Raw genomic sequence first — 25196 nt, 5'->3', positions numbered from 1 at the left:
CTTGAAAAAGCAGCTTTTTCAAACACGCTCTAGCCTAAATAATCCAATTGATCAGTGGCTAACCGAATCATATACTGGCCGTATTCGGTTTTCTTCAACGGCTGTGCCAACTCGAGTAATTTATCCTTACCAATATAGCCCATCCGGTAGGCGATTTCTTCCAAACAAGCAACCTCTAGGTTCTGCCGCGTTTGAATAGTTTCAATAAAGCTAGATGCCTGCTGTAAGGAAGCGTGGGTGCCAGTGTCCAACCAAGCAAAGCCACGGCCCATTAATTGGACATCTAACTGGCCACGGCGCAAATATTCCTGATTCACGTCGGTGATTTCAAGCTCGCCTCGTGGTGATGGCTTGATATTTTTAGCAATGTCCACCACTTGGTTGTCGTAGAAATATAACCCAGTGACTGCATAGTTGCTGGTTGGATGTTCCGGCTTCTCAACAATAGAAATGGCATGTTGATTTTCATCGAAATCAACTACCCCAAAGCGTTCAGGATCATTCACGTGATAGCCGAACACCGTGGCACCAACTTCTTTGGTCGCTGCTTCTTGGAGCATTTTGGACAGCCCACCACCGTAGAAAATATTGTCGCCTAAAATCAAGCAAACCGAATCGCCGGCAATAAAATCTTCAGCCAATAGGAACGCCTCAGCCAAGCCATTTGGATGCTCCTGCACCTTATACGAAATATTCAGACCTAACTCGTGCCCGTCAGCGAATAATTCCTCAAAACGTGGCGTGTCTTTAGGCGTCGAAATAATACAAATATCCTGAATGCCAGCCAACATTAAGCTGGATAGCGGATAATAGATCATCGGTTTGTCGTATACGGGAATCAACTGCTTCGAAATGGCCCGCGTAACTGGGTACAAGCGGGTTCCCGAGCCGCCAGCTAAGATGATACCTTTCATTGAAAGTTCCTCCTCAATAAGCTCAAAATTAATTTATGTGCAAAAAATTCGTGCAAACTAACCTTCAATAGTTTACCACAAAATAGATTGCTAGAAATCAACTACTTGATTTGGGTTTATAGCCTAGAATAAAGCGTAACAAATAGCTAGCTTTAGTCAAATCCCGTTTTAACAATAACTGACTAGCAAAGCGTAAAACTAGATGGCCGCGATAATGCCATTCACTAATTTTTTGATAATTATGATAGTACCGCCACTCTGCGGTAATAATACTTCGATAGCGCGGCATTTTAATTTGTTGTGTATTCATGACCGATAATTCATGTTGCAAAACACTGGGCAACACCTGAACACTACCTTGCTGTTGTTCAAGCTGATAAAATAACCAATTATCTAAAAAATCGAGTTGAAAGTCTAGACTAAAGCCACCAAGTTGATTTAAAAAATCAACTTGGATCAGCGCCGCAGAATTAATGGCTAAAACATGCCGTTGCTGACCGGCTGCAACTGGCACAACCTTAAACGGTGACCGAATATCACGTGGCGACATCAAAACCCCAGCAGCCTTAATCTGTGGCACAATTGCTTGCTCTGTTGATGATTGAATTACCCGTTGCCATAATTTACTGATAAAATCTGCGGTCAAGGATGTATCTTGATCCAATAGCCACAAAAACTGACTTTTATTTTTCCGCGCTTCTTTTAAACCAAAATTATAAGCCGTTGCGATACCTAAATTACGCGAATCGTGATAATATTCAAAATCTGGCAACCAGTCTAATCCTTTAGTTATATGCGGTTGTGGGGAATTATCATAGAGTACAAAATGAGTTTGTGCTAATAATTTCTGGGTTGCCGGTCCACTACTGCGTGCCAGCGATTGTAACGTTGCCGCCGTCTGTAGTTCAGTTTGATAAAAAACGATAACTGCAGTTAATTGCACCCAATTCACCTCATTTTGACTTTATTTGTCGAATTTTAGGCTGAAAATGTTTTCCAGCCGACCAACCACGAATAATGATACTGATTTTGCGCCAACGTTGTGGTTGCTTACTGAACAAAACTTGTAATAATTTAACAAAATTACGGTAAGATTCCTTAAACGTCCCTTTGCGGCCATCAGTAACGCGTTCTAAATAATACTTATTTCGAAAATAATAATAATAAAGCGGCAGACGGCTAGCATTGTCCGTTAGAATATCTGGCTCACGACCGCCCTTAGTTTTGTGGAGAACATTAGCAGACAACACCATGTATGCTGGTGCAAAGCGGGCTAAACGCCGAGTAAACTCAATATCATCAAACCAGATAAAGAACTCAGGAATCGATAAGCCGACTGCAGCTATAGCAGCACGCGGTACCAACAAAGAAACAAATGAACCAGAGGCCAACTGAATTAGACCATTAGCCGATTTAGCCGACCAACTTTTAACTGTTTCAGGCACATTATTAGGTGTGCCGTCCATTAATCGGATATTGGAGCTTAGAAAACCAAATTGCCCATTTAGTGAATCAGCTGCCGCCACTAATTCGGCTAATGAGGTCGTATCCGGAATAGTATCATCATCCATTAACCAAACCAAATCACTGGTTGTATCGTTAAATCCATGCTGCAATCCGAGTGTAAAACCGCCAGAACCACCTAAATTTTTTGATGCATTTATAATCTGTACCCGCGGATCAGATATCGTCGCTAAATATTCAGTTGTTCCATCAGTGCTGTGATTGTTGATCACCAATAACTCGGTTACAGAATAAGTTTGCGCGAGCACCGCAGCAATACTTTCTTTCAATAAAGACAGACGATTATAGGTCACGATTACTGCGGTAACTTGTGTATTCATTTACTTTCTACCTTTCAAAACTCTAATTAAAATAATTATATGTGGAATTAAGTGACATTAATAGTTATACCCGTTAACTTTAACTAATTTTTCATTTTTAGAATAAGTGACTTAAATAATTCACCAGTGGTAATAGCATCAATAACTGATAAACTCTGATCTGTTGACGCGGATATTTGGCCAATACTTGTTTCAATAACGCTAACGCTACAACAACAAGTAAAACTGCTGTCGCTGTAAAGACACGATTGCCTGAGCCATAAATTGTTGGTGAAAACCACATGATCATACTAGTCAAAAGCGCTGCCACACAACACAGTAGAAGAAAAACAGGGCGGTATGCAACAAGTATAATGTTAGTTAGTAGCACGATTAGAAAGCCGCCCCAAAATAAGTATGGAATAATACAAAGCACAAATTGACCAAGTGAGGCAGTCCAAGCTGTCGTGTTGACTAGATTAAAATTATTAACGATTTCTGGTCGTACTAAATAACCAGCCAAAAATAAGAGATAACCTGTGTAAAAGATAAACCGTAGCCGGTGTAGACTTAATAGAATCAGTGCAAGTACTGCCAATAGCAATAATAGCCAAAAAAAGTTTTGGTTAAGTGCTGTAAATAACCAGCTAACACCAACCCGTAAATGTCCCCCAATAGTTAAATCATAAAAAGTAGGAAACCAGTGTTTAACTTCTGCCGCAGTTCGTAAGCGATTGCCTGGTGCTAAATACATAAATAATAATCCCGCCAAAAAAAGAAGTGAATTAACCACGGGAAGCCATTGAATTCGTTGTCGTTGATGCAATATACCTAACCAATAAACTAAGCTAATACCAAATGCACAAACTAAAAACTGCTCATTGATCAAAGAAAATGCTGTACCAGCCAGTAAGTAGACCCAACCATGCTGAATTTTATCATTGCCAAAATAACTGTCTGCAAAAGGAATTAATGCATAGGCACCCAACGCTGCTGGCCATAAATAATTGACTGCACCCGTTAACCATAAGAACCCATCATGCAGCACCGCATAATTGACATAGCCCACTAGCAGCGGCACTAGACACAGTGTTGCCCAAGTTATTTTTTGCCGAGTGATTCGCAGTAATGCATAGGCTAGTAAAATAATAAAGCCCAAATTTATTAAGTGAAAAATCGGCAAAGGTATATGAAAAATATAATAGAGAACAAGCTCTGGAACCATTCGCCCTGTCCAGTGCTGGTAGCGCCACTGTAAGTAATCCCCAATAGAAAACTGTGCCGCTTGTGCTTTGAAGAAGGTATCATCCGTCCCTGGCTCAAACCCAAAGTGTGTTAAGTAAAGAAAAATTGCTAGTAAAATAAGCCCACTAATTAGCCAGTCACGCCGTGTCCAGTGTCTAGTTAACATATAATTTCCCCCACAACTACTTTTGTGCGTAGTATACACCAATTATCGACAACAATACCATACAAAAAAACCGTTCACCGGCACTATACCAGCAAACGGTCACTTTAACGTTCCAAATAAAATTCAAAACGGCTGCCCACATATTGCGTGCGGACATATTCGAATGGTGCCCCACTTTTAAGAAACGACAACTGGCGTAATCGCAAAATTGGGTCACCACGCTTGATATCCAATAATTCTGCCGTTCGTTCAGAAGCAGTTTGCGCGGTCACGGTCTGCTGCGCGCCACCAAGTGTTAACCCTGCCTTAGACTCCAATGTGCGATACAGTGAACTAGTGATCTCTGACTTACTAAACTTACGGACTAATTCTTCTGGCACTGTCGCTACTTCAAAGCTAATCGGCACGTCATCGGCGTAACGAATTCGTTCCATCCGCAGAATTTGTGCATCGTCAGTCAGCTGTAGCTTTTCTTTTTCCGATAATGACGGGCTGGCAACATGGTAGGAGACTGTTTTGCTGGAAGGTGTCTTGCCTTGCGCTAACATAATATCGGTGAAGCTAGTTACGCCCGACATCTTTTCTTGAACTTTTTGGTTAGCAACATAAGTACCGGCACCAACACGCCGCTCCAAAATACCTTCATCAACCAGGGTCTGAATGGCTTGGCGTAACGTCATCCGGCTGACGCCAAAAGTAACGGAAAGCTCGCGTTCAGAGGGAATGCGGTCGCCAATGTTCCATTTTCCAGCCTCGATATCGCGTTTGATTGAATTATGAATTTGAATATAAACTGGTGATTCCATGAAATACCTCCTTCCATAAAGGTTATTCTAATTAAGTCTAATATAGCTTAGTTTTGCGCTAAAACGCAACCATTTACTTATAAAAACAGAGTTCAACAAAATTGTGAACTCTGGCGTTGAATTTTTGAAATTAAATCATAGTTGCTCTAAATCAATTTTCGAAAAGACACACTATTAGTCAGCATTGCGGACAAAGTGTTGTCCGTAACTGTAAGTTTCTAACAAGTTAGCGTTGTTGTCGATAAGGTTCATGTCGGCGTCTTTACCAACAGCGATGCCACCTTTGCTCTCTAAACCAAATTCGTTAGCTTGGTTAACTGAGCTCATCAAAACAGCATCATACAAGTCAGCTTGAGTGAATTTCATTGCGTTCTTAAATGCATCGGGGAATTCCAAAACAGAACCAGCTAAGGTACCGTCAGCTAAGCGAGCTTGCTTGTCTTTAACGAAGACTTTCTGGCCGCCAAGTTCACTTTCGCCTTCTGGCATCCCTTTTGAACGCATAGAATCAGTTACCAATTCGATCCGTTCTGGGCCTTTTTGATCAAAGGCTAATTCCAACATATCAGGTACGATATGGAAGCCATCCATGATCAATTCAGCGTACATATTATCTTCCAACATAACGTGGCCGGTAACACCAGGTTCACGATGCTTGAATTCGCGTTGTGCATTGTACAAATGGGTTGCGTGGCTAGCCTTACTAGTCAACAATTGTTCCCGGGTTGCGTTACTATGACCAACGGCTGGCACAATATTATGCGCTAAACAGTAGTCTTCGAATTCTTTTGCATGATCATCTTCTGGTGCGTAGGTGATTAATTTAACCAAACCACCAGCTAATTCGTTCCAATGGTCGAGCAATTTAGGATCAGGATCTTTGATGTACTGTTCTGGTTGGGCACCCTTAAATTTAGCGGAAATGAAAGGCCCTTCCAAATGGACGCCTTTGATGACTGGGTTGCGGTCAGCCGCTTCCTTAACCCCACGCATTGCTTTTTCAATGTTTGCGTTAGATTGCGTCATTGTTGTGGCGAAATAAGTGGTAATACCTTCATTTTTAGTCATCTTTTTGACCATTGTGTCGATTTCATCAGCGTTGCCGTCCATGGCATCAAAACCATAGCCACCATGACTGTGCACATCGATAAAACCAGGGATGATCGTCTTACCAGTTGCCATAATAACTTCATCGCCAGGCTGATTTTTGAAATCTGCCATTGACCCAACTGCTAAAATTTTATCGTCAAAACGAACAAAACCATCATCGATGATATCGTCACCAGTATAGATTGTGGCGTGCTTCAACACTTTTGTACTCATTGATTTATTCCACCTTTTCCTAATTAAGGTAACTTTTACCGCAGTAAAAATTCCATTGCTTAAATCTGAACGCGCAATAAATGCAACTCGCCAGCTTTAATCGAATAGCTCTATTATAATCGGTATAGACCAAAAGTTCAAGCATTGGTATACGTTATTCCGTATTTTCTTTAGCAATCGTTGCATCGATGCCTTTGACCACTGCCGTCATTAAGCCAGCTTCCTCCATTGCCAACAAACCAGCCACCGTTGTCCCACCAGGTGACGAGACTTGATCGATCAAGCCCCAAGGATTGGTACTGCTTTGTGCCACGTTGGCCGCGCTACCTAAAACAGTTTGCGCAGCGATTTTAGTGGCCACATCCTTATTTAAGCCATACTTCACCCCAGCACGGGACAAGGCATCGATAAATAAATACGCATAAGCAGGTGAGCTACCGGCCAAGGCGCTAAACGTGGCGAAATCTTTTTCGGCTAGTGGCGTGATCTGACCTAGCGCTTCAAACAAATGGGCAACTTGTTCAAAATCAGCAGCCGGTGTGGCTTCACTAGTGACCAAAGCCGTCATCCCTTGTCCAATCGCCACGTTTACGTTTGGCATCGCTCGAACAATACTTAGGTTGGTACTATCTGAGTTTTCCTGTAGCTCTGCCAGTGAAACACCGCCAGCAACGGAAACTAGAATTGGCGGCTGATCAGTAAATTCTGGCTGTAATTCAGCGACTATCGCCAAGGTTTGCGCCGCGGGAACAGCCAGAATCACAAGATCGGCTTGATTGACTAAAGCCGCATTACTGGCAACTGCGGTTAACCCGTGCGCAGTTGCGAATGGCTGGTAGCTGTTTTTGTGCGCACTATGTACTAAAATACTTGCTGCAGGAACATACTTTTGCTGGCATAAACCGAGCATGATGGCTTGAGCCATATGCCCAGCGCCAATAAAACCAATTTTCATTATATTGCCTACCTTCTATTAATATTGATCGAACCAGCGCTGAATTTGTTGCAAGCGCGCGATACGTAAATTGGGTAACCCACTTCGTGAGAGTTCATGGTTAGCTTGAGGAAAGCGAACTAGCTCAGTCGCCACACCATGATTTTTCAGTGCCACGTAGAACTCCTCACCTTGGCTAATTGGACAACGCAAATCTGCTTCCCCATGAAGAACTAGGGTCGGTGTGGTCACATTTTGCACATGCGCTAATGGCGAAAATTGCCATAAGCGCTTAGCGTGGGTCAAATCACCGCAAATTTCACCACTCAGTTCCCATGGCGTGAAATAATAACCAATATCACTGGTGCCAAAAAAACTGAGCCAGTTACTGATCGAGCGTTGCGTCACAGCAGCCTTGAAACGATGAGTCTGGGTAACGATCCAGTTAGTCATGAACCCACCGTAACTGCCACCGGTGACGTACAATTGTTGCGGATCTATGTGTTGATCTAATTGTAGCACGTGATCGACCCCGCGCATCAAGTCAATAAAGTCGCTAGCGCCATAATGCTGAATTACCGCCTGCTCAAACGTTTGTCCATAACTGTTACTACCACGCGGATTGAGCAAAATCACGCCGTAGCCATGGGCGGCATGCACCTGCATTTCATGGAAAAAAGTATAGCCATAATCAACTTGTGGTCCACCATGAACGTATAAAATGGCCGGATAATTTTTTTCAGTAGTTATTGGCGGCAAATACCAGCCTTCAATCGGCCAATCCTGATCACCACTAAAGATAAACTGCTGTGCCACGCTAAATTCATGCCGTTGCTGATAAGTCTGATTAGGATCGTACAATAATTTTTCCGCCCCAGTCACTAAATCATAATAAAGCAAGCGACTGACTGTTGTCAGCGTCGATTCAGTAAAGACAATTCCCCGTTCCGCAGTTGCGACCGCAAAATCAGTGATGTGCCGCTGACCGCTGATCAGTGGCTGAACCCTTTTTTGCCAATCGCCGTGATACAATTCAACCGCACCACGTTGATTAGCGCAGAACACAAAGTCGTTAACCGTGACAAATTGCACCACCTGTCCGCTTAGACGCTGTTGCACATCATCGACTAACATATCGCCGACTTCCAAATCATGATCAGCCGTCAGATCACGTAGCTCTTCTCGTACCAAATCATAGCCATATAGATGAAATTGCGCCACACTGGGTACGTGATTATCCTGGCCCCACAGTAACAACCGCTGACTATCGGCACTAAAATCCTGCGCGTAAAACGAACCTGCTGCTAAATCAGTGTTGATCAATGTGCTCTGACCACTAGCTAAATCCAGTAAATAAGCCCCCGCGCTAAAATCATGTTCATCATCAGGCAATCGTTTGCTGGTAAATGTGGCGTAGCGACCGTCCGCTGAATGCGCCGTCACTTCAAAATCTGCAACCTGCCGCCAAATCAAGTGGGTCGCGGTGGCCCCAATTAACTGACGATATAAATAATGTTGCGTTGGTGCCAGAACGCCGACACCATTTAACTTATACTGCATTTTCGTGACTACTGTTGGTTGCGGTAATGTTGCTGTCTCACTTTGATCTGTCGTCTGAAAATAAACCGAGCTACCATCCGCTGACCAAAAAAAGGCGCTGACCCCTGCCGCAGCGTGAGTAACCTGTTCAGTCACCCCACTATCTAACGCCATGCAGAAGACCTGCGTTTTATCGTTAACCACCGCCAAATAACCTAAATGCTCTCGTTGTGGCGACAGCACTAAATCAGTTGTTCCTGGCATGGCCGCTACCCAAGTCGTTAAATGGCGGCTATCTAAGTCGATACTTTTGATGGCCGTTTGATAATCATTATGTACTTGATTCATTTGCGTTTCCAAGAAAAATACCCGCCGCCCATCACTGATTGGCTGAGCTAAAGCTTTTAATTTAAATAAATCCGTCATCATGACTGGTCGCTTAGCCATAAAAGCTCATCCCCATTTGCAACGCTGCTATAAGGTCGTCATTGGAATTACTGCCAAATTCATCAGTTAGCAGCCTAGTTAATTTGAGCCTAGCGAACTTTTATAGTGCTGTCAATAGTTAAAAAAAGAAGCACCAGCTAATTTGCTGATGCTTCTAAGTATCCCATTGTCCAACTAACTGGGATAGCTGGATTCGAACCAGCGCATGACAGAGTCAAAGTCTGTTGCCTTACCGCTTGGCTATATCCCAATAAAATGGAGGAGAGTGGATTCGAACCACCGAACCCGAAGGAGCGGATTTACAGTCCGCCGCGTTTAGCCACTTCGCTACTCCTCCATATGTTTTCAACATTAAATATTTTATCTAAAATCAAGCCTAAATGCAAGCCTTTTTTCAGAGTATCCCCAAAATATGGTCAGACTAAATATTCTGACACTTTTTAGACACGCTTGCATAAGCTAGTGCGTCTGCTTGCTACTCTAACTCCAGCGTCTGCAAACACGCCTGCCATTCACTTATAAAGTCTGTACCAAAACGCCATTCTTGCCGTCGTTTTGTACCATAACCCACTGGCCGACAAAAATAAGTCGTCCCAGCTATTTGATGCGGTGGGTATTTGAAATGGGTGTGCCCAAATAAAGCGTACGGCACCTGATATTGGGTCAGTAAATCGCCTAACCGCGGCGCGCCCATATAAGCATTGGCCGTTTCTAGCATCTCCCGCGAGCGGTGCACAATATAAGCTGCTTGCGGTACAAAATGAGTCATGTACAGCACTTTTTTGTGTTGTTGCGTTGCCTGCTGTAATTTTGCCGCTGTGTCTGTCAATACCAGGTTCATCCGCTCAAAATCGCTAACCGGTTGCTGAATCACACCATCGATCCAAAATGCTTTTTTCCAACGACTATACTCAGCTGCCGTTTTACCAGGGATTTGTGCAAATTGGTAATCGTACCAGCCGTTATTGCCAACAAGCACATAGTCCGTGCCGGGGAAATCAATCAATTTTTGGTGGGCGTATTGCGGCATGACCGCGCTTTGTAACTCAACATAATCCGTGCCGCGAATCATATCGTGATTACCAGCAATAAAGAAAACCCGACACTGCGGCTGTAACTGTTGCGTTAATTTTTCGACAAAGGCCACACTTTGCTTGAAATCATTAAATAAATCACCGGCAATTAAATAATCCGTGTAATGATGCGCCAATAAATAGGCGACTTGTTGTTCTAACACCGCCACTAGATCCACATGATTGATATCAAAATGATTATCGCTGGTCATTGCCACTTTGCGCATGTTCCCACCACCGCCTTTTAACCAAAATAAAAATGCATCAGGCTAAGCCTAATACATTTTTAGTGTAAGCTATTTAACGTCTATTTTGCAATGTAATTAGCCAGAATGTGTTTAAAAATCTAAACCACGTGCTAGTTAATACCTTCCATTAAGGTCTTGATCTTCGGTACCATGAAGCCAAGTAGGATACCAAAGACAACCGTAACGATCCCAATAACGGCAAAGTAAGTGACCTGGTTAGCTGGTGTATACAAGCGTACGATCTGTGCGTTAATTGCTTGTGCGGCTGCATCGCCTAAGAACCACATACTCATCATTTGCGACTGGAACGCCTTTGGTGCAAGCTTAGTCGTTGCGGACAACCCAACTGGTGAGATCAACATTTCACCAATTTCTACGATTGCCCAGCTAAGGACTAGCCATAAAGCGCTAACTCGTGCCTGACCAAATAAGGTTACAGGAATGATCATCACTAAGAAGGAAGCCCCAGCAAACAGCAAGCCATAAGCAAACTTGGCTGGTGTTGATGGTTGATGCTTACCTAACTTAACCCAGAACCACGCAAAGATTGGTCCGTAAAGAATGATGAACAATGGATTTAATGATTGGAACCATGATGGCAATAAATTGATAAAGCCAAGATTTAAAATAGTTTGATTTTTAGCAAATAAAGCTAAAACAACAGAGCCTTGTTCTTCAATTGACCAGAATAAAACGCTGGCAATGAATAATGGTACATAGGCCCAAACCCGTGAGCGTTCAACCTTAGTCGTTTTGCGGCTAGAAAGCATCATGACAAAGTAGCCGATTGGTAGCAAGATGCCGACGATACTGAATACTAAGATAACATTGGTTACATTGAAGGCACCCGCGAAGGCCATTAAGCCAAAAATCACGATAGCAACAACAAAGATCCCAATAATTTTACGAATTAAGCCAGCTTTTTCGTCATCCGAAACAGGATCACCGGGACGATTACTAGATTCGTTGAGGTTTTTACCACCACGCCAGTATTGAATCAGGCCGAAGAACATCCCGATCGCAGCTAAGGAGAAACCGAGATGGTAGTTAACTTGTTGGCCAATTGAACCAACAACGTACGGCGCCAAAAGTGAGCCCGCGTTGATCCCCATAACGAAGATCGTGAAGCCAGAATCACGGCGTACATCGTCTTCGGTATACAACGTTCCGACCATTTCCGAAACGTTCGGCTTGAGTAAGCCAGTCCCTAAAACAATCAACGCAATTGAGCCGTATAATGCACCTTGACCAAATGGTAACGATAGGACAATATGTCCAATCATGATCAGCACACCACCCCAGAAAACAGTGCGGCGACTACCTAGCAGACGGTCGGCGATGAAACCACCGATAACACTAGACATATAAACCAGCGACCCATAAATCGACATGATTGAGGCCCCAGTAGCTTCATCAAAACCTAAGCCACCACGTTTAACAGTATCAATTAAGTAGAAGACCAATAGTGCCCGCATGCCGTAGTAACTGAATCGTTCCCAGAACTCGGTAAAGAACAGCGTCATTAACCCACGCGGTTGGCCCAAGAAGGTTTTTTCCTCTTTGTTATTCAATTCAAACTTCCTTTCACCATTTACTTATCTCATACATTTTTAACTATCAATACATACTTGAACTCAAGTCACCCAACTAAAATTTGATATATGTATCTCGTTGCATTAAAACTGCTTATAATTAAGCGTCCGTTTCACATCCTTTTGTATAGAATCGATACATAGTAGCTATTATAATGCAAAACAGTGAATAACGTCAATCAGTAACCGCTTTTCTTCTCATAAGTACAGTTTTAAACGAATATTTTTGCATAAAAAAAGAATCCGCAGCCTAAACTGCAGATTCTTAACCTAATTCACTCAATTTTAATACCATTCAGGTTTGTCACCATCAGTATTAGGTTTATTAACACCAACTGAATGGCGAACTTCTTGGCTAGGATCTTGAACTAACTTCGTTACAAAAGCCGCAATCGTTTTGCGTGAAACTTCAGTCCCCTTAAATGGTTCACCCTTTTGTGTGGTCTCATATTCAATCTCATCCTTATTAGACAACCAAGCTGGCCGAATAATCGTATAATCAATATCAGCCGCTTCGATCACTTTGGCCGCCGCTGCATAAGTCTGCAAATAGCCACCATCAAGCATGCGGTGATTCCATTTACCAAACTCACCAGGAACTTCATCATAAATACCTAATGTAGAAATCCAGATTAGCCGCTTAACGCCAGTTTGTTGCATTGCCGCAACTACCTTGGTTGCTTGCTCTTCAATGTTAGCACCAGCTAAATTAGCATACACAATATCCTGACCGTGCATAGCAGCGACTAATTGTTCCTGCTTCGTCGTATCGCCATCAATCACTTTTTCACGACTGCCATCAACATTACCTAAACGTTCAGGACGCCGCAAAAATAAGGTTAACTGCGCATCAGTTTCCGTTAATAATTGTGCTTCCGCCAAACGTGCGATTTTACCAGCTGCCCCTAGAATCAATACATTACTCATGATATCCTTCCTTTCGTTATGCTACAGTTTTAACTGTAATACTAATAATTACATTTAGCAACCAAAGCGACTGAAAAATTTATTCACTTCTGTTTGAACCGCTGTAAGTAACGCCGAAGCTTGCTCCGCAAATGTTGAACCGCCAAAAACTGGCGGCGAGTTTGTTCTAGACGTTTATAGCGTTGGCGATTTTTTTTATAGAATTCCTGATGAAAATTTTCTGCCGGCCAGAATTTCTGTGCGGACTCAATTACCGTGACGATTGGCCGACTGTATTTACCCGACGCGGCTAATTCTTGCTTCGATGCGGTGGCAATAGCACGCTGCTGCGCATTACGAACAAAAATCACTGGTCGATAATGCGTACCACGGTCGTTCATTTGCCCCTGATCATCGGTAGGATCAGTGATCTGCCAAAATAACTCAATCAGATCAGCATAGTGAACCACTCTAGTATCAAAAATGATCTCCACCGCCTCAACGTGGCCGGTATGCTGGCCAATCACCTGCTCATAAGTCGGCTTGTCGGTGTGGCCGCCGGTATAACCAGAAATAACGGCGCTGATGCCCGGCCGCGCGTCAAACGGCTCAACCATACACCAAAAACAGCCACCCGCAAAAATTGCGCGTTCTTCATACGGCTGATCAGCCGCATAGTGCCGCGTAAGATCAAACGGCTCCGCCAATTCAGGTTCACCAGTGATTTTATGGTAAAAATCAGTCACGTCTGGCGTTAAATTATCGCGCACCGCCAACGGTCGTAAACTCGCTTCAAGTCGCGCCAATTCCGCCTTAAAAGCCGTACCAGCCTCAACCGCTTTTTTCAGTGCCACTAACTGCTGGCGCTCCCAATCACGTGTTGCTGGATTAAGGATCAAGTTGTAGATATCATTTAGCAACACCTGCTGCTTTTCCATCATCCCCACCACCTTCACTTACCCCGATTATCAGTGAACGTCGCATTAATTGCACTAAATTTGCTTACAAAAATAGCGGTGCCGTATGCACCGCTAAAGTGGCCTAGCGATAACTGATACCACGCTTGAATCGTTTCCAGAAGCTGGTGTCATCAGTTTGGAGCATCAGGCCCTCATAAATACCACCAATATAACGAATCAATAATAAAATACTCCCTAATAAAATCACCAGTGAAGCTATAATTGCCCCCGTACTGACGCTTTGATCAATGATCCGCAGCGGCATAAAATAAGATGAGAAAAATGGGACGTAGGATAGAATTTTCACCATCAAGGCATCCGCGTTATTTTGAAATGGAAAAGTAGCAAAAAAGGCAATCATGCTTAAGTAAGTCGCAGGTTGGGCTGCTTTAGAAGCATCCTCGGCCTTAGCTACTAAGGCACCACTAAAGGCCGCCAAAATCGTGTATAAAACCACACCCAGTAACAAGTAGAGCAAGTTTACACTAAATAAATTACCCAACACTTGACTGATCAGGTCCTGATTATTAGCGATAAAAGCTTTACTAACGGCCGTTTGTTGTGCAACTAAGTAACTGGCCCAACCGCCAACCACGTAAACCACTAATTGAGTTAAAATCACTAGCAAAACGCCAAGAATTTTGCCTAAGAAATATTTACTGGCAGTCGTGCTGGAAAAAATGATTTCCATGATTTTGGTCCCTTTTTCCGAGGCAATTTCGGTTGCCGTAATCGAAGAATAAGTTACTAAAATCATGTAAATCAGTAAAACCAGCAACCAAAATGAAATCAAACGCGCTAATTTGGCACTACCCGTTTTTTGATGAACAATTTGCTTAAACTGCGGTTGTCGCTGCAACGCTGCCGCTTGGGTCGTACTCAATTTAGCGTTAGCCAAGTTCAATTGTTGCTGTTGTTGCGCTAAAAGTGTCTCAACCTGTGCTTTAAGCCCACTAGCCATTGATTGGCCACCACGATAGGTTGCTGTCACTTGCTGCGCGTCACTTTTCAGGACTAAATAACCAGCGATTTGGTTCGCCTTAACCGCCTTTTTAGCAGCACTAACAGAATGAACGTCAGCTTTCACATCGCTTTTATTTTGTTGAACGAATTGCTTGCGCAAACTAGGCTGGTCCGCAATCACTGCAATACGCTGACTATTTTGCCCAGAGGTCCCGCTTATGTAGCCAGCACCAACCGTTAGCCCCAACATGGCAAATGGCGCCAGTACCAAAATCAAAAAACTCCATGACTTGATTTGGCGAAGATAAGTTTCCATAGTAATAATCCATAATTTACGCATTGGCTTCACCAACTTTCATCCGGAAAATATCGTCTAGCGTAGGCGCTTGCTGGCTAAATTCTTCAATATATTGGCCCTGCGTCAATTGCCGGAATATTTCTGGTCCCGCTGCTTGATCGGCTAACTGTAACAAATAGCGTTGCGTCGCCAACTGGGTCACTTTAACCACCTGTGGTAATTGTTCTAGTTGAGCTTGCGGCCAAGCTGTGGTCACAAATAAGTGCGTTTTACCAAATTGATTACGCACATCGTCTAAACGGCCCCGCAACACCACGTGGCCAGCTTTAAGCATAATCAAATGATCACACAACGCTTCAACGTTGCCCATATCATGACTAGAAAAAATAATCGCCGCCCCTGCTTTTTTAGCAGCAAAAATTGCTTGCTCCAGTAAATCCACATTGACTGGATCTAACCCACTAAAGGGCTCATCTAAAATTAGTAATTTAGGTCGGTGGATCAGTGTACAGATCAATTGAATTTTTTGCTGATTACCCTTAGATAAATCCTTTATTTTATCAGTACGTTTGCCTTTGACCGCAAACTTGGCCAGCCAATCATAAATCTGCGGTTTAATTTCCTTAGCTGACTTATTTTTCAAGCGCGCCAAATAAACGATCTGCTGCTCAACGGTCAACTTAGGCATTAAACTACGCTCTTCTGGCAAATAGCCAATTTCGTCAAAAACCGACTCGGTAATTGGTTGATCGTGCCAACTAATTTGACCGCTATACTTTAAGAAACCTAAAATACTATGAAACGTCGTCGATTTTCCAGCACCATTTTGGCCGATCAACCCCATAATTTCACCTGGCTGAATGGTAAAATTGACATCATCTAACGCTTGCAGTGTCCCAAAATGCTTTGATAAGTGTTGAATTGCTAACATAACATCCTCCCACTACTGATTTGACCCCACTAACAGTGTCACCTTATCCTCGATTATACCGAACACCACCAGTAAGCGCTACCCATTTAGTATGCTTCAAAATGATAGTACTAAAAAAGCCCCCGTTCTCGCTATATTGACGAGAACCGAGGGCACTGCGACTATTGATTTACAATTTTCACTCAGCCAAAAAACGTCGCAAAATAAATAATTGCTAAAACGAGCATGATGGTTGCAGCATAAAAGACATAGCGCTGCTGTTTTCTTTGTTGAATAGAAAGCAGCTTGATCTTGAATAAAGTCCGCTCCTCTTCAGTTGCTTGTTGCCACAAGCCTTCCGTTAACCTAGCCCGTTGGTAAAAAGTTGCAGTCACTAGTAACCCCACCACTGAAAAAATTAAACCGGTAGCGATTGCGGCTACTTTATTATTTACCCAGAAAAAATATATCAAAAATGTTAACGCCCAAGTTAAAATTAATGTCAGCGTCGTTGACCGTCGCGTTAAAGAATAATATTCAGCTGATTGATCAGCTAAATAGGACTGGCGACTAGATTGAATAACGAATCGATCACGCGGCGTCGCGGTACTGTTATTCCGCACCTTATTCGCCTTAGCAAAACGCGTTGCGGCAATCAAAAAAATGATAAACGCCATGAGAAAAAGGAAGAAACTAATTGTTCTAAAAATCTAATCCACATTCTTTCTTTTTTGATGATTTATTTAGCGCGTGTTTTGAAACCATTTAGTTTAGAACTTGATCAATAAATAATCGATTTTAGATTACTATTATAACTCTACTCCATTTAACATTTCTAAGTAAAGATTTTCAGATTATGGACAAGGATGTAAGTAGTGGCGCCAAGCTTGGCCCAACCACCTTTGTCAGTCTGCAACTAATCAGCCTTTTTAATGATAAATTGCGAAATAATAATTGAGCGGTCGTGAAATTTAATAATCAAGGTGCCAGTGATCAATCCAGCTATAAGGCCGCCAATCCCATACCCCATATCTGCTAAACCGTACACAACACTATTAGCCTTAAGTACACTCGAAACATAATCAGGGCTTGAAACATTAAACAATTGTGTGACGATCAATGGAAGAATAGATAGCAAGCCAATATTCAAAATCATTTTATGCTTGCCAATATATTTTAATCCAGCCATAAAGCTTATCGGAAATCGCTATCATTTAATTGTTAGGTTGCTTTAATTTCCAGTGATGAATTCCATACAAGAAACTCCTTGCCACCCGACTAGGAGTTTCTTCTCAAAAAGCCAAAAAGCCTTTAGCTGCTCACACAGCTAAAGGCTTTTTTGATTAGCTTTACGCTTCTAAATTATTTAATCCATCCACGAAACAGATGGTATATTCCCCGCATATAAAAGAAACTCGTTTAAAAAACTATACATAGACATTTCTTTTTCCGAATCATCTGGTAGCACAAATACAATCGTGTCGTCTTTAGATTTATTGGTATTAATGAGTACTAAACCAATATCTTGAATCTGAAATACCGGTATATTACCTTCTTTAACAAAGTCACGGTGCTTTTCAAAAAACCCATTATTAGTTAGCACTTCATCGAAAGATAACAGACTACCAGCAAATATAGATTTACTATTTATGTCCTCAAACAATTTTATACCATTAGTTAACATCAACAAATCAATATAGTCACTTGGTAGTGCCATAGCACGCAATTGTGACTGTTGTAACTCTGTTATACCAATAGAAAGTCTAAAATGCGTTGGTGTGAACTGTGTTCCTGACCAACGATAATAAACAAACTTTTTATTTTCAAAGTTTGTTAATTCTTGAACCAGTTTATCTATTCTCTTATCTTGTGTCATGAGTGACACGCCTCCAGTTTACTAATAATTGATAAACCAAGTCGTTATTAACCGATGATTAGCAACGGGAATTGGCATTAAATTATTATTATCGTCGGTTCCACCGTAAACTCTTGGCCTGATATGGTGAACCTCTTTGCCGTCCACCAGCCATCTGTTTGTGTCACGTAAGCTGTATTATACCAAATTTTAAATTTGTCTCGACCACTCCAAGGTAGTGATGCTGCTAGTTTTGTCCAAGTTGTCTCAAGTTCTATACTACCATTCAGCTATGTCTTCTCGGCTACGTAGCAGTACTTTTTCATCGTTCTCGTGAATTAAAATCTCTAAACTGCGGTTTAACATTGAACTTTTTAGTTTGTGCCTGGTTTTCTTGCATTTCAATTGGCTTATGCAGCAAGACTTCACGTTTAGATGGTAACAATTCCATCATACGCGAAAACGTTTTATGCTGCTCTTCTGGCGTCTTAGCGACATAATAGCGCATCAAGTTGATCATAAATTCAGCGTGGTCCAAATCATTGAATGGTAAAACCAAGTAGTTTTCTTTTTGAAAGGTACCATATGCCGCATTTGCGGCAATTAATGCGGTCCTTTTGTTGCCGTCCTGAAATGGCTGCAATTTAGAGAGATCAGCAAAGACTCGCCAAGCATCTTTTTCGTGCTTATCTGATTTATTATAGGTGTTAATAATCTGATCAATATCACTTCGCGTTATAACTTGCGGTGGAATATGATGAATTCTAGCATTTTTATCAACAGTTACTGCAATATTATCATCTTCATTGTAATTTGCATTGCGTAAGTGGCCCGGCCAATTTGGTTGTTCACCTGAGGGCGAATCAAATTCCTTATTGATGGCAATAATCCCGTCTGTATTAAAGCCAATCTTTTTGATTGCTTTAATCCCCTTTAAAGCGTCTTTAAAGATTGCAATATCATCTTTTGATTGATTCAAGGGTTTAGTGGAATTTTTGTCTAAAGCTTCCTTGGTTTGTGCTAAGGTACTACCATAATCATTCAAACTACCTAAAGACGTAATGAACCTTGCTAAAGCTGTGTTATTCATTTGTTTCACCTACCTAGTTGGATTATATCATGAATGAGAGTATTCCTTCCTATAGCTGGTCAATTGTGTAAGTCAAAAGCACAAGCTGTTTTGATTCTGCAACTTGATCAACTATTTTTTTATAATTTATCTTTGGATTGGCATCAGTTGTTCGTTCCATTCGGTATAGATTGCCGATAAATCTAGTTGATACCTGAATGTAACCCGTTCACCAATTGTCGTCTGGCCAGTTTCAAACTGCCGACCATGTAGTTTGATTGTCCCATCATTGGCAACACAACGTTCTTCACGATGAAGAAAGGCAATATCTAATCGTTTCTGATAGACTTGCTGGATCATATCCGGCTCACTATTCAAGCGGTCGATCAGACTGATTTTGTTTGGTAAGCTGCTGTGGGGCTGATTATTCTTATCACGCACGTAGTTTGCGAAGAACTCACGCAACTCGCCCAGTGACTTGAATTGATCATAATCAATGTCCACCAGCCATGCTGCTTCATTACCCCAAACCAACGCTCAATTTTACCTTTCTGATTACCCACAAACTAAGAAATACGCCGAAAATAGCTGTGGTCATCCCGTAAATAGAAGTGTTAAAAACTAGCGCTAACCCGATTGCGATTATTAATAGCGGCATCAGTCCAACCTACTTTCATTTTTTTACCACAAATGGTAAATTTATAATAATTCTTGGAAAGATTCTCAATATAGGAGTGTGGTGAGCTTGGTAGATGAACCAGATAATGTGATTGCCGTAACGCTAGGTAAAAAGCTTGCGCGCGAACGGAAATTAAAGCATCTTTCCCAACAGCAATTAGCTGAAGATATTTGTTCACAATCGATGATCAGTAGTATTGAAAAAGGCATTTATATTCCTAACGCCGTCCTCCTATCAAGAATTTGCACCAAACTTAATCTCTCTATGGATCATACAATGCTGAGTAACTATCCAGAAATAGCGGGATTAGATCAATTTAACGTCACAATAAAAAAGCTTTGTAATCAGCACGATTATGCTGGCATGCTAAGCTACCTAAACACAGATAACCTAGTTGATCAGCTTTTTAAAAATGAAGATCTACAAACTTACTATTATTATGGTGTCGCCACGGAGCAGCAGCTAAACGACACCCAAAACAGTTTACGTTATCTGCGCTTAGCCTATAATTATACTTTCACCCCACAAAAAAAGATCATGACCCCAAATGAAATCCTGATCTTAGCGGGCATCGCTTACTTAGAAACCAAATTTTCTCAACATAAAACTGACCTGACTAACGGATTTTCTGACTTCAATTTTGCCCTTGCCCATGTTGAAAACGACCAAATGACTAAATACGATGAAAATTCTAATATTTTGTATTACCAATTCGGCTTGCGGCTATTAGAAGCGAAACAATATGCTGCAGCAGTCACAATCATCACCAAGGGCATCGATTGGACGACTGCGCACGCATCGTACTACATGCTGGCTGATTTATTTTTACTTTTGGCAAAGACACACGCAGCACTCAATGAGCCAGTAGCAGCCGAATCAGCCCTAAATAAGAGTCAAACAATCGCCGATATTTTTAAAATAGAAACCTACAAATTATAAAGCACAGCAACACTGGTGACTTAAAACGTCAGCAAAATTCTACCTTGTGCATGCCCATTTTTAGAGGCTAAATGGGCTTTTTTTACGTCAGTAAATTTATATTTATGCTGAATATAGGCAACGATTTGCTGATCAGCCATTAATTTCAATAGTCGCTTGTAGCCACTAATACCGATAGAACCATTGCTAAATTGGAAAGTTTGCTGTTTTTTAGGTGGATCAAAATTAGTTAACGACAACGAAAAAATGGCTAATTCATCATAGTTAGTTGCAATTATTTGTAACAAATCGATACGACCAACCGTATCGATGATCTTATTTGGTGCATTAATGTGCCTTAATTGCATATCCAGCGCATCCGTATAGTCGAGCACCACATCAGCCCCAACCGCTTTTATAAAATCGCTGTTGCCAGAACTGGCTAGGGCAATCACTTTAGCACCAGCTAGCTTCAACAACTGAATCAGATAAACACCGACACCACCTGATGCGCCAGTCACTAAGACCGTATCGGTAGGGCCAACATTAACTGAATTGATTGCATGTAGTGCAGCATCCGCACCCCCAATCAAGGTTACCGCATCACTTAGCGCGACATTATCTGGTACCGTAAAAAGTAACGGCGGTAGCTGCGAATTAATCACTTCTTGTGCTGATCCAGTTGGCTGCATTCCGATTACTTTTTTACCAATTAAATTTTTATCGCGCAACATGCCGACCTGTTCAACTATTCCGCCGAAGCCATAACCGATCACCATTGGTAACTTAACTGGTCGGATGGCTTTCAAAAGTCCATACTCGGTCAGCCAATCGTAAGGCAGCACGGGAATGTATTTATTTTTCACAAGCACTGATAGCGGCGTTAATTTACTCGCAGTCACTTCCACTATTTGGAGACCGTCAACACCGTTGAAATTTTGCTGAACGATTCTTTTCATTTAGACACCCTGCCGTTCATCGTATCAGCTTGACTATACTTGCTACTTTCACAAAGGCGCTTCAAGCGTTGCAAATTTTCTTTAAATGCCACTTGAGCAAGATCAACCAGCTTATCGATCTGCAGAATGTTTGGAAGCTTCGTAATGGTCACAGTTTGATTTAAAGTGCTTGTATCTGCCTCACCTTGAATTCTAAAATCAATATTATATTCAATTGTGCCGTCAGCACTATGATAAATCACACCACGATCTGTCTCTCCAACAGTTACCGACTCTGAATCATTAAGTGCCGGGCCCCGTCTGATTATGGTCGCAGTGTTTTCTGATCTTTTTATGATTGCGGCTATTTCAAGATCCCATTGTTTTAGATTATCGATATTGCTGAGAATGAATTTAATTCTTTCTGGTGACGCGCAAATTGTAATTACATTATCAAACTTTGTTATCATGACTTATCCTCATTTTCGTTTTTTTATTCAAATATTTTTGAATAAATTAACTATACAAAGTGCTGGTGTTAAACGAAAATAAGAGTTCTGATAATTTGGAAATCGACTATTTTAATCCAAATCTATCTAAATACAAAAACAGCGAGACTAAACCCTTCAAACTAATTTCTTTTGACAGCATCGTTTTGTCGTGACCTTTGTTTAGGCCAAGAAAAGAGTGTTCCCCGACTGATGAAGCCGGTGATAACTTCTAGATGGTAGTATAGAGCCATACAAAAGAAAAGGGGTAAAATGCAGAGTATACATGTATAACTGAATTACAACGGATTACAGATCGTCTGTTTTCTTTTTGGACAATGACCGGAATTGTTTCACTTCTATTGGCAATTGTCACCATGATTTCAATCCAACTAATTATATTTATTCAGATACAGGCCGCGTGATATCATTTGTTAAGATCATCTCCACACTAGCAATTTCATTGGATCAATTTAGCACAATAATTTTTCAACCTAAAAAATTGATTGTCACTAACAAAGTACCACCTAAAAGCTGAATTGATCAACTATACCGAATTAACATAAAAATAACAAACGGCTCAAGTAATTATTGCTTACTTGAACCGTTTGTTCACTGCCGCCGGTACACCATTGTCATGCAGTGACTGCTCATCATTATTTTTATTAATTACACTAACCCTATTTTGATCATAGCTGCTATCTGCCAAGTCTGTGATTTTGATATGATACTTTTCAGCCAAGGTACCAGCGGTCAGCTCTGAATATAAGCAGGCTAAGCCCTCGCCAAACGAAACCTTGGACAAGTCTTCAGACATAGTGAACAGTAACTTTAGCATTTAGAGTCTAATGTCCACCATGAACGGAAAGTCCTCATTGCGAATGTGTTGGCGTAGCCAGTGATTACAAAAGTAGGCATCGTCATTTTCTCAAGGTAGCCACTTTATCTTACCAAATATCAGCTGTTGCCAATGATTCAGCATGCAATTTATAGTCATCATTCGATAAAGCGGCGTAAGTCGTAGATGTGGTCAAAAACCTGATCCTCTTTCCGTCTATCACTACGATCAGTCATGTGCAAGGTGCTATTCGGCCGATTGCGCTTGGTATACAAAACACGTGGTAAATAAACGTACTTGCCGGGAGTGTGCGCCACAAAGGATGCAGTAAACAGGTAATCCTCCGCTAAATGTAAGGACTCGTCAAAAGTTAAATTTGCAGTCTTTATCGCAGTAGCACGAAATGCTTTATTCCAAACATACCCACCGACTTCAGAACCATGCTGTGAAACCTGATCAAACATTGACACTTGATCCAATTCAATGAAAGAAGTGGCTTGCGTCGCTGGCCGCCGATACCACTCGTAACCAACAGCGGCCATGACAGCCCCTTGATCCATACCTTGACTTAAACTTTCAATAAAAGTAGGTGCAATCAAGTCATCACCATCAATAAAGACAATGCCTGCGCCAGTTGCATGGCTCAATCCATAATTTCGCGCCACCGAAACGCCACGATGTTCTAATTGAATTGCATGAAAATCAGAAATACCTTTAACAAATTGGCTAAGCTGCGTTGCCGTTTTATCCGTTGAACCATCATCGATCAACCATAATTCAAAATCAACCGTTTGCTTGGTCAAATTTTGCAGCAACGCTTTTACATATGAACCTAGATTATAGGTTGGGATCACGACTGATATTTTCATAGTCGTCAGCACGCCTTTCTTTTCAAATACGTTAATTCATAGTCGCAAGTGGCGGTTGTTTTCCAGCAGTATTTAGCGCTAATCTCACTAAGACTTGTTTGTCAGACGTCAGTGGCAAGCCATCCAAATAAAGCTCACGATGGCTATCCGGAGTAGCCAATTGATAGCCCGCTCCAGTGACACTCCGTTGTAAATCATCAATTACAGCTTGAGTCACAGTGCCATTAGTAATGATTTGAATTTCTGTGTCTTCTGCTAACTGCTCAAAATCAACTGACTGAGCCAAATCAATCTGTTTCAAAGCTTGTTCGTAAATAGCTTTATTAATGAATAATGGCTGTTTGAGCCAAATCTTAAATTCATCACCTTGCCAAACAGCTTGCACTGGGTAAGGTCGATAAGCCTTAAACCCTGAAATCACAATACCAGCCGCAGATCCCTCGCTGATTAATTTTGCCAGCTCGACTACTGCTTCAGCCCCTTCCAAAAAGGCTGGATCCTCAGCGCGTTTCGGTGCAGTACCACTTGTAGTTAGATAACTTCGTTTTGTCAGCTTCACAAAACTCACTTGTGCCCGACGACTATATTCTGTTTGCTCCATTGTTTCCCAATCAAACATTTCAAACGCCTCCTTTAATCAATAACTAAACACGCTGCTAACTAATTTGATTCAAAGTATAACGCGTTTTTCTAGAATAGCTACTAAAGCGGTTTCGATTTTCCGGAAATCAGCCAAACAACGCAACGCTGTTGACCCTGGTGTCTTGCAGAATGTAAAAGCTATACAAAAACAGATAATTCCAATAAAAATTAGCTGTTTGATGATGGTACATATTCTAACTGCATACTGGGGTGATGTAGCTATTTTTAGACAAACAAAAACCCACAATAAACGCGCTATTGTAGGCTTTTGCAAATAAGAACTATTTTGTTTATGCCGTCTGCAGGAGTCGAACCTGTGACCCTCGGTTTACGATACCGATGCTCTACCAACTGAGCTAAGACGGCATTAATACATGACCCGTACGAGATTTGAACTCATGTTACCGCCGTGAAAGGGCGGTGTCTTAACCACTTGACCAACGGGCCATACTGTAACAACACTAATAATTATACAGTATTCTATGCATTTGTAAAGTCATTTAGAATTAAAAATATCTCATTAAAGCTTTAGTCGTTTACTATTAACGCTACAGTAAAGATCTAAACCAATATTCCATTTATTTTTAGCTTGATCAACCTTTTCGACTCTTCCAGTGATGTCATTTATCACTAAATAAGCAGCGTAAACTATCAAACGTAAGCAGTAAATAATCGACCGTATTCGAAAAGGCTGTCTTTTCATTTATATTTGAGAAGACAGCCCTTCTTAATCAGTTACTCAAGTTTTAGCGAC

26 protein-coding genes and 4 tRNA genes are annotated in these 25196 nt (G+C 41.6%); 1 reads left to right on the top strand and 29 read right to left on the bottom strand.

What is annotated here, in order from left to right:
- Positions 1–29 precede the first annotated feature (29 nt).
- The 22 genes from rfbA to EKM80_RS07825 form a co-directional block, all read right to left on the bottom strand.
- Complete coding sequence (gene rfbA, locus EKM80_RS07930) at positions 30–914, bottom strand: glucose-1-phosphate thymidylyltransferase RfbA (protein ID WP_125552582.1); 885 nt, start codon at positions 912–914, stop codon at positions 30–32.
- Positions 915–1011: 97 nt separating this feature from the next.
- Complete coding sequence (locus EKM80_RS07925; RefSeq protein WP_125552581.1) at positions 1012–1857, bottom strand: glycosyltransferase; 846 nt, start codon at positions 1855–1857, stop codon at positions 1012–1014.
- Between the two features lie 10 nt (positions 1858–1867).
- Positions 1868–2758 (bottom strand): glycosyltransferase family 2 protein, encoded by an 891-nt coding sequence (locus tag EKM80_RS07920; protein ID WP_125552580.1) that lies wholly within the window; start codon positions 2756–2758, stop codon positions 1868–1870.
- Between the two features lie 97 nt (positions 2759–2855).
- Positions 2856–4148 carry a DUF6056 family protein gene (locus EKM80_RS07915; RefSeq protein ID WP_125552579.1) on the bottom strand — a complete coding sequence of 431 codons (1293 nt, stop codon included), beginning with the start codon at positions 4146–4148 and terminating at the stop codon, positions 2856–2858.
- A 104-nt stretch (positions 4149–4252) separates the two neighbouring features.
- Positions 4253–4954, bottom strand: coding sequence for a GntR family transcriptional regulator (locus tag EKM80_RS07910; protein ID WP_125552578.1), 702 nt, complete (start codon positions 4952–4954; stop codon positions 4253–4255).
- A 174-nt stretch (positions 4955–5128) separates the two neighbouring features.
- Positions 5129–6277, bottom strand: coding sequence for an N-acetylglucosamine-6-phosphate deacetylase (gene nagA, locus EKM80_RS07905; RefSeq protein WP_125552577.1), 1149 nt, complete (start codon positions 6275–6277; stop codon positions 5129–5131).
- Between the two features lie 154 nt (positions 6278–6431).
- Complete coding sequence (gene proC, locus EKM80_RS07900) at positions 6432–7232, bottom strand: pyrroline-5-carboxylate reductase (RefSeq protein WP_125552576.1); 801 nt, start codon at positions 7230–7232, stop codon at positions 6432–6434.
- 18 nt (positions 7233–7250) lie between these two features.
- Positions 7251–9197, bottom strand: coding sequence for a S9 family peptidase (locus EKM80_RS07895; RefSeq protein ID WP_225418841.1), 1947 nt, complete (start codon positions 9195–9197; stop codon positions 7251–7253).
- Positions 9198–9375: 178 nt separating this feature from the next.
- A tRNA-Gln gene (locus tag EKM80_RS07890) sits at positions 9376–9447 on the bottom strand.
- A 6-nt stretch (positions 9448–9453) separates the two neighbouring features.
- Positions 9454–9534: transfer RNA gene (locus EKM80_RS07885), tRNA-Tyr, on the bottom strand.
- A 138-nt stretch (positions 9535–9672) separates the two neighbouring features.
- On the bottom strand, positions 9673–10497 hold the full coding sequence (locus EKM80_RS07880; RefSeq protein ID WP_125552575.1) for a metallophosphoesterase: 825 nt from the start codon (positions 10495–10497) through the stop codon (positions 9673–9675).
- A gap of 131 nt (positions 10498–10628) precedes the next feature.
- A complete protein-coding gene (locus EKM80_RS07875; protein ID WP_125552574.1) occupies positions 10629–12089 on the bottom strand; it encodes a peptide MFS transporter in 1461 nt (486 codons plus the stop codon).
- 306 nt (positions 12090–12395) lie between these two features.
- On the bottom strand, positions 12396–13037 hold the full coding sequence (locus EKM80_RS07870) for an NAD(P)H-binding protein (RefSeq protein WP_125552573.1): 642 nt from the start codon (positions 13035–13037) through the stop codon (positions 12396–12398).
- Positions 13038–13120: 83 nt separating this feature from the next.
- Positions 13121–13957 carry a peptide-methionine (S)-S-oxide reductase MsrA gene (gene msrA, locus EKM80_RS07865; RefSeq protein ID WP_125552572.1) on the bottom strand — a complete coding sequence of 279 codons (837 nt, stop codon included), beginning with the start codon at positions 13955–13957 and terminating at the stop codon, positions 13121–13123.
- A gap of 100 nt (positions 13958–14057) precedes the next feature.
- The gene (locus EKM80_RS07860; RefSeq protein WP_125552571.1) at positions 14058–15278 is read right to left on the bottom strand and encodes an ABC transporter permease; all 1221 of its coding nucleotides are present in this window, start codon (positions 15276–15278) and stop codon (positions 14058–14060) included.
- Positions 15271–16167 (bottom strand): ABC transporter ATP-binding protein, encoded by an 897-nt coding sequence (locus EKM80_RS07855; RefSeq protein ID WP_125552570.1) that lies wholly within the window; start codon positions 16165–16167, stop codon positions 15271–15273. Before EKM80_RS07855 ends, EKM80_RS07860 begins: the two co-directional genes overlap by 8 nt.
- Positions 16168–16349: 182 nt before the next feature.
- Positions 16350–16805: a hypothetical protein gene (locus EKM80_RS07850; protein WP_164509525.1), complete on the bottom strand. Its 456-nt coding sequence runs from the start codon at positions 16803–16805 to the stop codon at positions 16350–16352.
- Positions 16806–17062: 257 nt separating this feature from the next.
- Positions 17063–17335, bottom strand: coding sequence for an MFS transporter (locus tag EKM80_RS07845; RefSeq protein WP_164509524.1), 273 nt, complete (start codon positions 17333–17335; stop codon positions 17063–17065).
- Positions 17336–17512: 177 nt separating this feature from the next.
- The gene (locus tag EKM80_RS07840; protein WP_125552568.1) at positions 17513–18022 is read right to left on the bottom strand and encodes an SMI1/KNR4 family protein; all 510 of its coding nucleotides are present in this window, start codon (positions 18020–18022) and stop codon (positions 17513–17515) included.
- A gap of 21 nt (positions 18023–18043) precedes the next feature.
- Positions 18044–18169 carry an HNH endonuclease gene (locus EKM80_RS07835; protein WP_225418840.1) on the bottom strand — a complete coding sequence of 42 codons (126 nt, stop codon included), beginning with the start codon at positions 18167–18169 and terminating at the stop codon, positions 18044–18046.
- Between the two features lie 154 nt (positions 18170–18323).
- Positions 18324–19091 (bottom strand): Fic family protein, encoded by a 768-nt coding sequence (locus tag EKM80_RS07830; RefSeq protein ID WP_125552567.1) that lies wholly within the window; start codon positions 19089–19091, stop codon positions 18324–18326.
- Positions 19092–19217: 126 nt separating this feature from the next.
- Positions 19218–19574 carry a hypothetical protein gene (locus EKM80_RS07825; protein WP_125552566.1) on the bottom strand — a complete coding sequence of 119 codons (357 nt, stop codon included), beginning with the start codon at positions 19572–19574 and terminating at the stop codon, positions 19218–19220.
- A 241-nt stretch (positions 19575–19815) separates the two neighbouring features.
- Here EKM80_RS07825 and EKM80_RS07820 point away from each other — a divergent pair, with 241 nt between their 5' ends.
- Positions 19816–20688: a helix-turn-helix domain-containing protein gene (locus tag EKM80_RS07820; RefSeq protein WP_164509523.1), complete on the top strand. Its 873-nt coding sequence runs from the start codon at positions 19816–19818 to the stop codon at positions 20686–20688.
- A 20-nt stretch (positions 20689–20708) separates the two neighbouring features.
- Here the strand turns inward: EKM80_RS07820 and EKM80_RS07815 are convergent, their stop codons facing one another.
- The 7 genes from EKM80_RS07815 to EKM80_RS07785 form a co-directional block, all read right to left on the bottom strand.
- Complete coding sequence (locus EKM80_RS07815; protein WP_125552564.1) at positions 20709–21626, bottom strand: quinone oxidoreductase family protein; 918 nt, start codon at positions 21624–21626, stop codon at positions 20709–20711.
- Entirely contained in the window at positions 21623–22075 is a 453-nt protein-coding gene (locus tag EKM80_RS07810; RefSeq protein WP_125552563.1) for a hypothetical protein, read from the bottom strand. The genes EKM80_RS07815 and EKM80_RS07810 overlap by 4 nt, the downstream gene beginning before the upstream one ends.
- A 613-nt stretch (positions 22076–22688) precedes the next feature.
- On the bottom strand, positions 22689–22931 hold the full coding sequence (locus tag EKM80_RS07805; RefSeq protein WP_125552562.1) for a hypothetical protein: 243 nt from the start codon (positions 22929–22931) through the stop codon (positions 22689–22691).
- Between the two features lie 158 nt (positions 22932–23089).
- Complete coding sequence (locus EKM80_RS07800) at positions 23090–23809, bottom strand: glycosyltransferase family 2 protein (protein WP_164509527.1); 720 nt, start codon at positions 23807–23809, stop codon at positions 23090–23092.
- 22 nt (positions 23810–23831) lie between these two features.
- Positions 23832–24419, bottom strand: coding sequence for a hypothetical protein (locus tag EKM80_RS07795; RefSeq protein WP_125552560.1), 588 nt, complete (start codon positions 24417–24419; stop codon positions 23832–23834).
- A 316-nt stretch (positions 24420–24735) separates the two neighbouring features.
- Positions 24736–24808 (bottom strand) — tRNA-Thr (locus EKM80_RS07790).
- Between the two features lie 9 nt (positions 24809–24817).
- Positions 24818–24889 (bottom strand) — tRNA-Glu (locus EKM80_RS07785).
- Between the last annotated feature and the right edge of the window lie 307 nt (positions 24890–25196).

This window comes from Loigolactobacillus jiayinensis (assembly GCF_003946445.1).
Lineage (GTDB): Bacteria > Bacillota > Bacilli > Lactobacillales > Lactobacillaceae > Loigolactobacillus > Loigolactobacillus jiayinensis.
Note: the sequence above shows the minus strand (reverse complement) of the source record. Positions and strands in the feature narration are given on the sequence as shown.

Coding starts and splice junctions, on each gene's coding strand:
- EKM80_RS07795 (WP_125552560.1), bottom strand. CDS start 24,419: ATGTTTGATTGGGAAACAATGGAGCAAACAGAATATAGTCGTCGGGCA.
- EKM80_RS07870 (WP_125552573.1), bottom strand. CDS start 13,037: ATGAGTAATGTATTGATTCTAGGGGCAGCTGGTAAAATCGCACGTTTG.
- EKM80_RS07805 (WP_125552562.1), bottom strand. CDS start 22,931: ATGCTAAAGTTACTGTTCACTATGTCTGAAGACTTGTCCAAGGTTTCG.
- EKM80_RS07880 (WP_125552575.1), bottom strand. CDS start 10,497: ATGCGCAAAGTGGCAATGACCAGCGATAATCATTTTGATATCAATCAT.
- msrA (WP_125552572.1), bottom strand. CDS start 13,957: ATGATGGAAAAGCAGCAGGTGTTGCTAAATGATATCTACAACTTGATC.
- nagA (WP_125552577.1), bottom strand. CDS start 6,277: ATGAGTACAAAAGTGTTGAAGCACGCCACAATCTATACTGGTGACGAT.
- EKM80_RS07910 (WP_125552578.1), bottom strand. CDS start 4,954: ATGGAATCACCAGTTTATATTCAAATTCATAATTCAATCAAACGCGAT.
- EKM80_RS07895 (WP_225418841.1), bottom strand. CDS start 9,197: ATGGCTAAGCGACCAGTCATGATGACGGATTTATTTAAATTAAAAGCT.
- EKM80_RS07840 (WP_125552568.1), bottom strand. CDS start 18,022: ATGACACAAGATAAGAGAATAGATAAACTGGTTCAAGAATTAACAAAC.
- EKM80_RS07845 (WP_164509524.1), bottom strand. CDS start 17,335: ATGGCTGGATTAAAATATATTGGCAAGCATAAAATGATTTTGAATATT.
- EKM80_RS07915 (WP_125552579.1), bottom strand. CDS start 4,148: ATGTTAACTAGACACTGGACACGGCGTGACTGGCTAATTAGTGGGCTT.
- EKM80_RS07855 (WP_125552570.1), bottom strand. CDS start 16,167: ATGTTAGCAATTCAACACTTATCAAAGCATTTTGGGACACTGCAAGCG.
- EKM80_RS07815 (WP_125552564.1), bottom strand. CDS start 21,626: ATGAAAAGAATCGTTCAGCAAAATTTCAACGGTGTTGACGGTCTCCAA.
- EKM80_RS07860 (WP_125552571.1), bottom strand. CDS start 15,278: ATGCGTAAATTATGGATTATTACTATGGAAACTTATCTTCGCCAAATC.
- EKM80_RS07920 (WP_125552580.1), bottom strand. CDS start 2,758: ATGAATACACAAGTTACCGCAGTAATCGTGACCTATAATCGTCTGTCT.
- rfbA (WP_125552582.1), bottom strand. CDS start 914: ATGAAAGGTATCATCTTAGCTGGCGGCTCGGGAACCCGCTTGTACCCA.
- EKM80_RS07830 (WP_125552567.1), bottom strand. CDS start 19,091: ATGAATAACACAGCTTTAGCAAGGTTCATTACGTCTTTAGGTAGTTTG.
- EKM80_RS07810 (WP_125552563.1), bottom strand. CDS start 22,075: ATGATAACAAAGTTTGATAATGTAATTACAATTTGCGCGTCACCAGAA.
- proC (WP_125552576.1), bottom strand. CDS start 7,232: ATGAAAATTGGTTTTATTGGCGCTGGGCATATGGCTCAAGCCATCATG.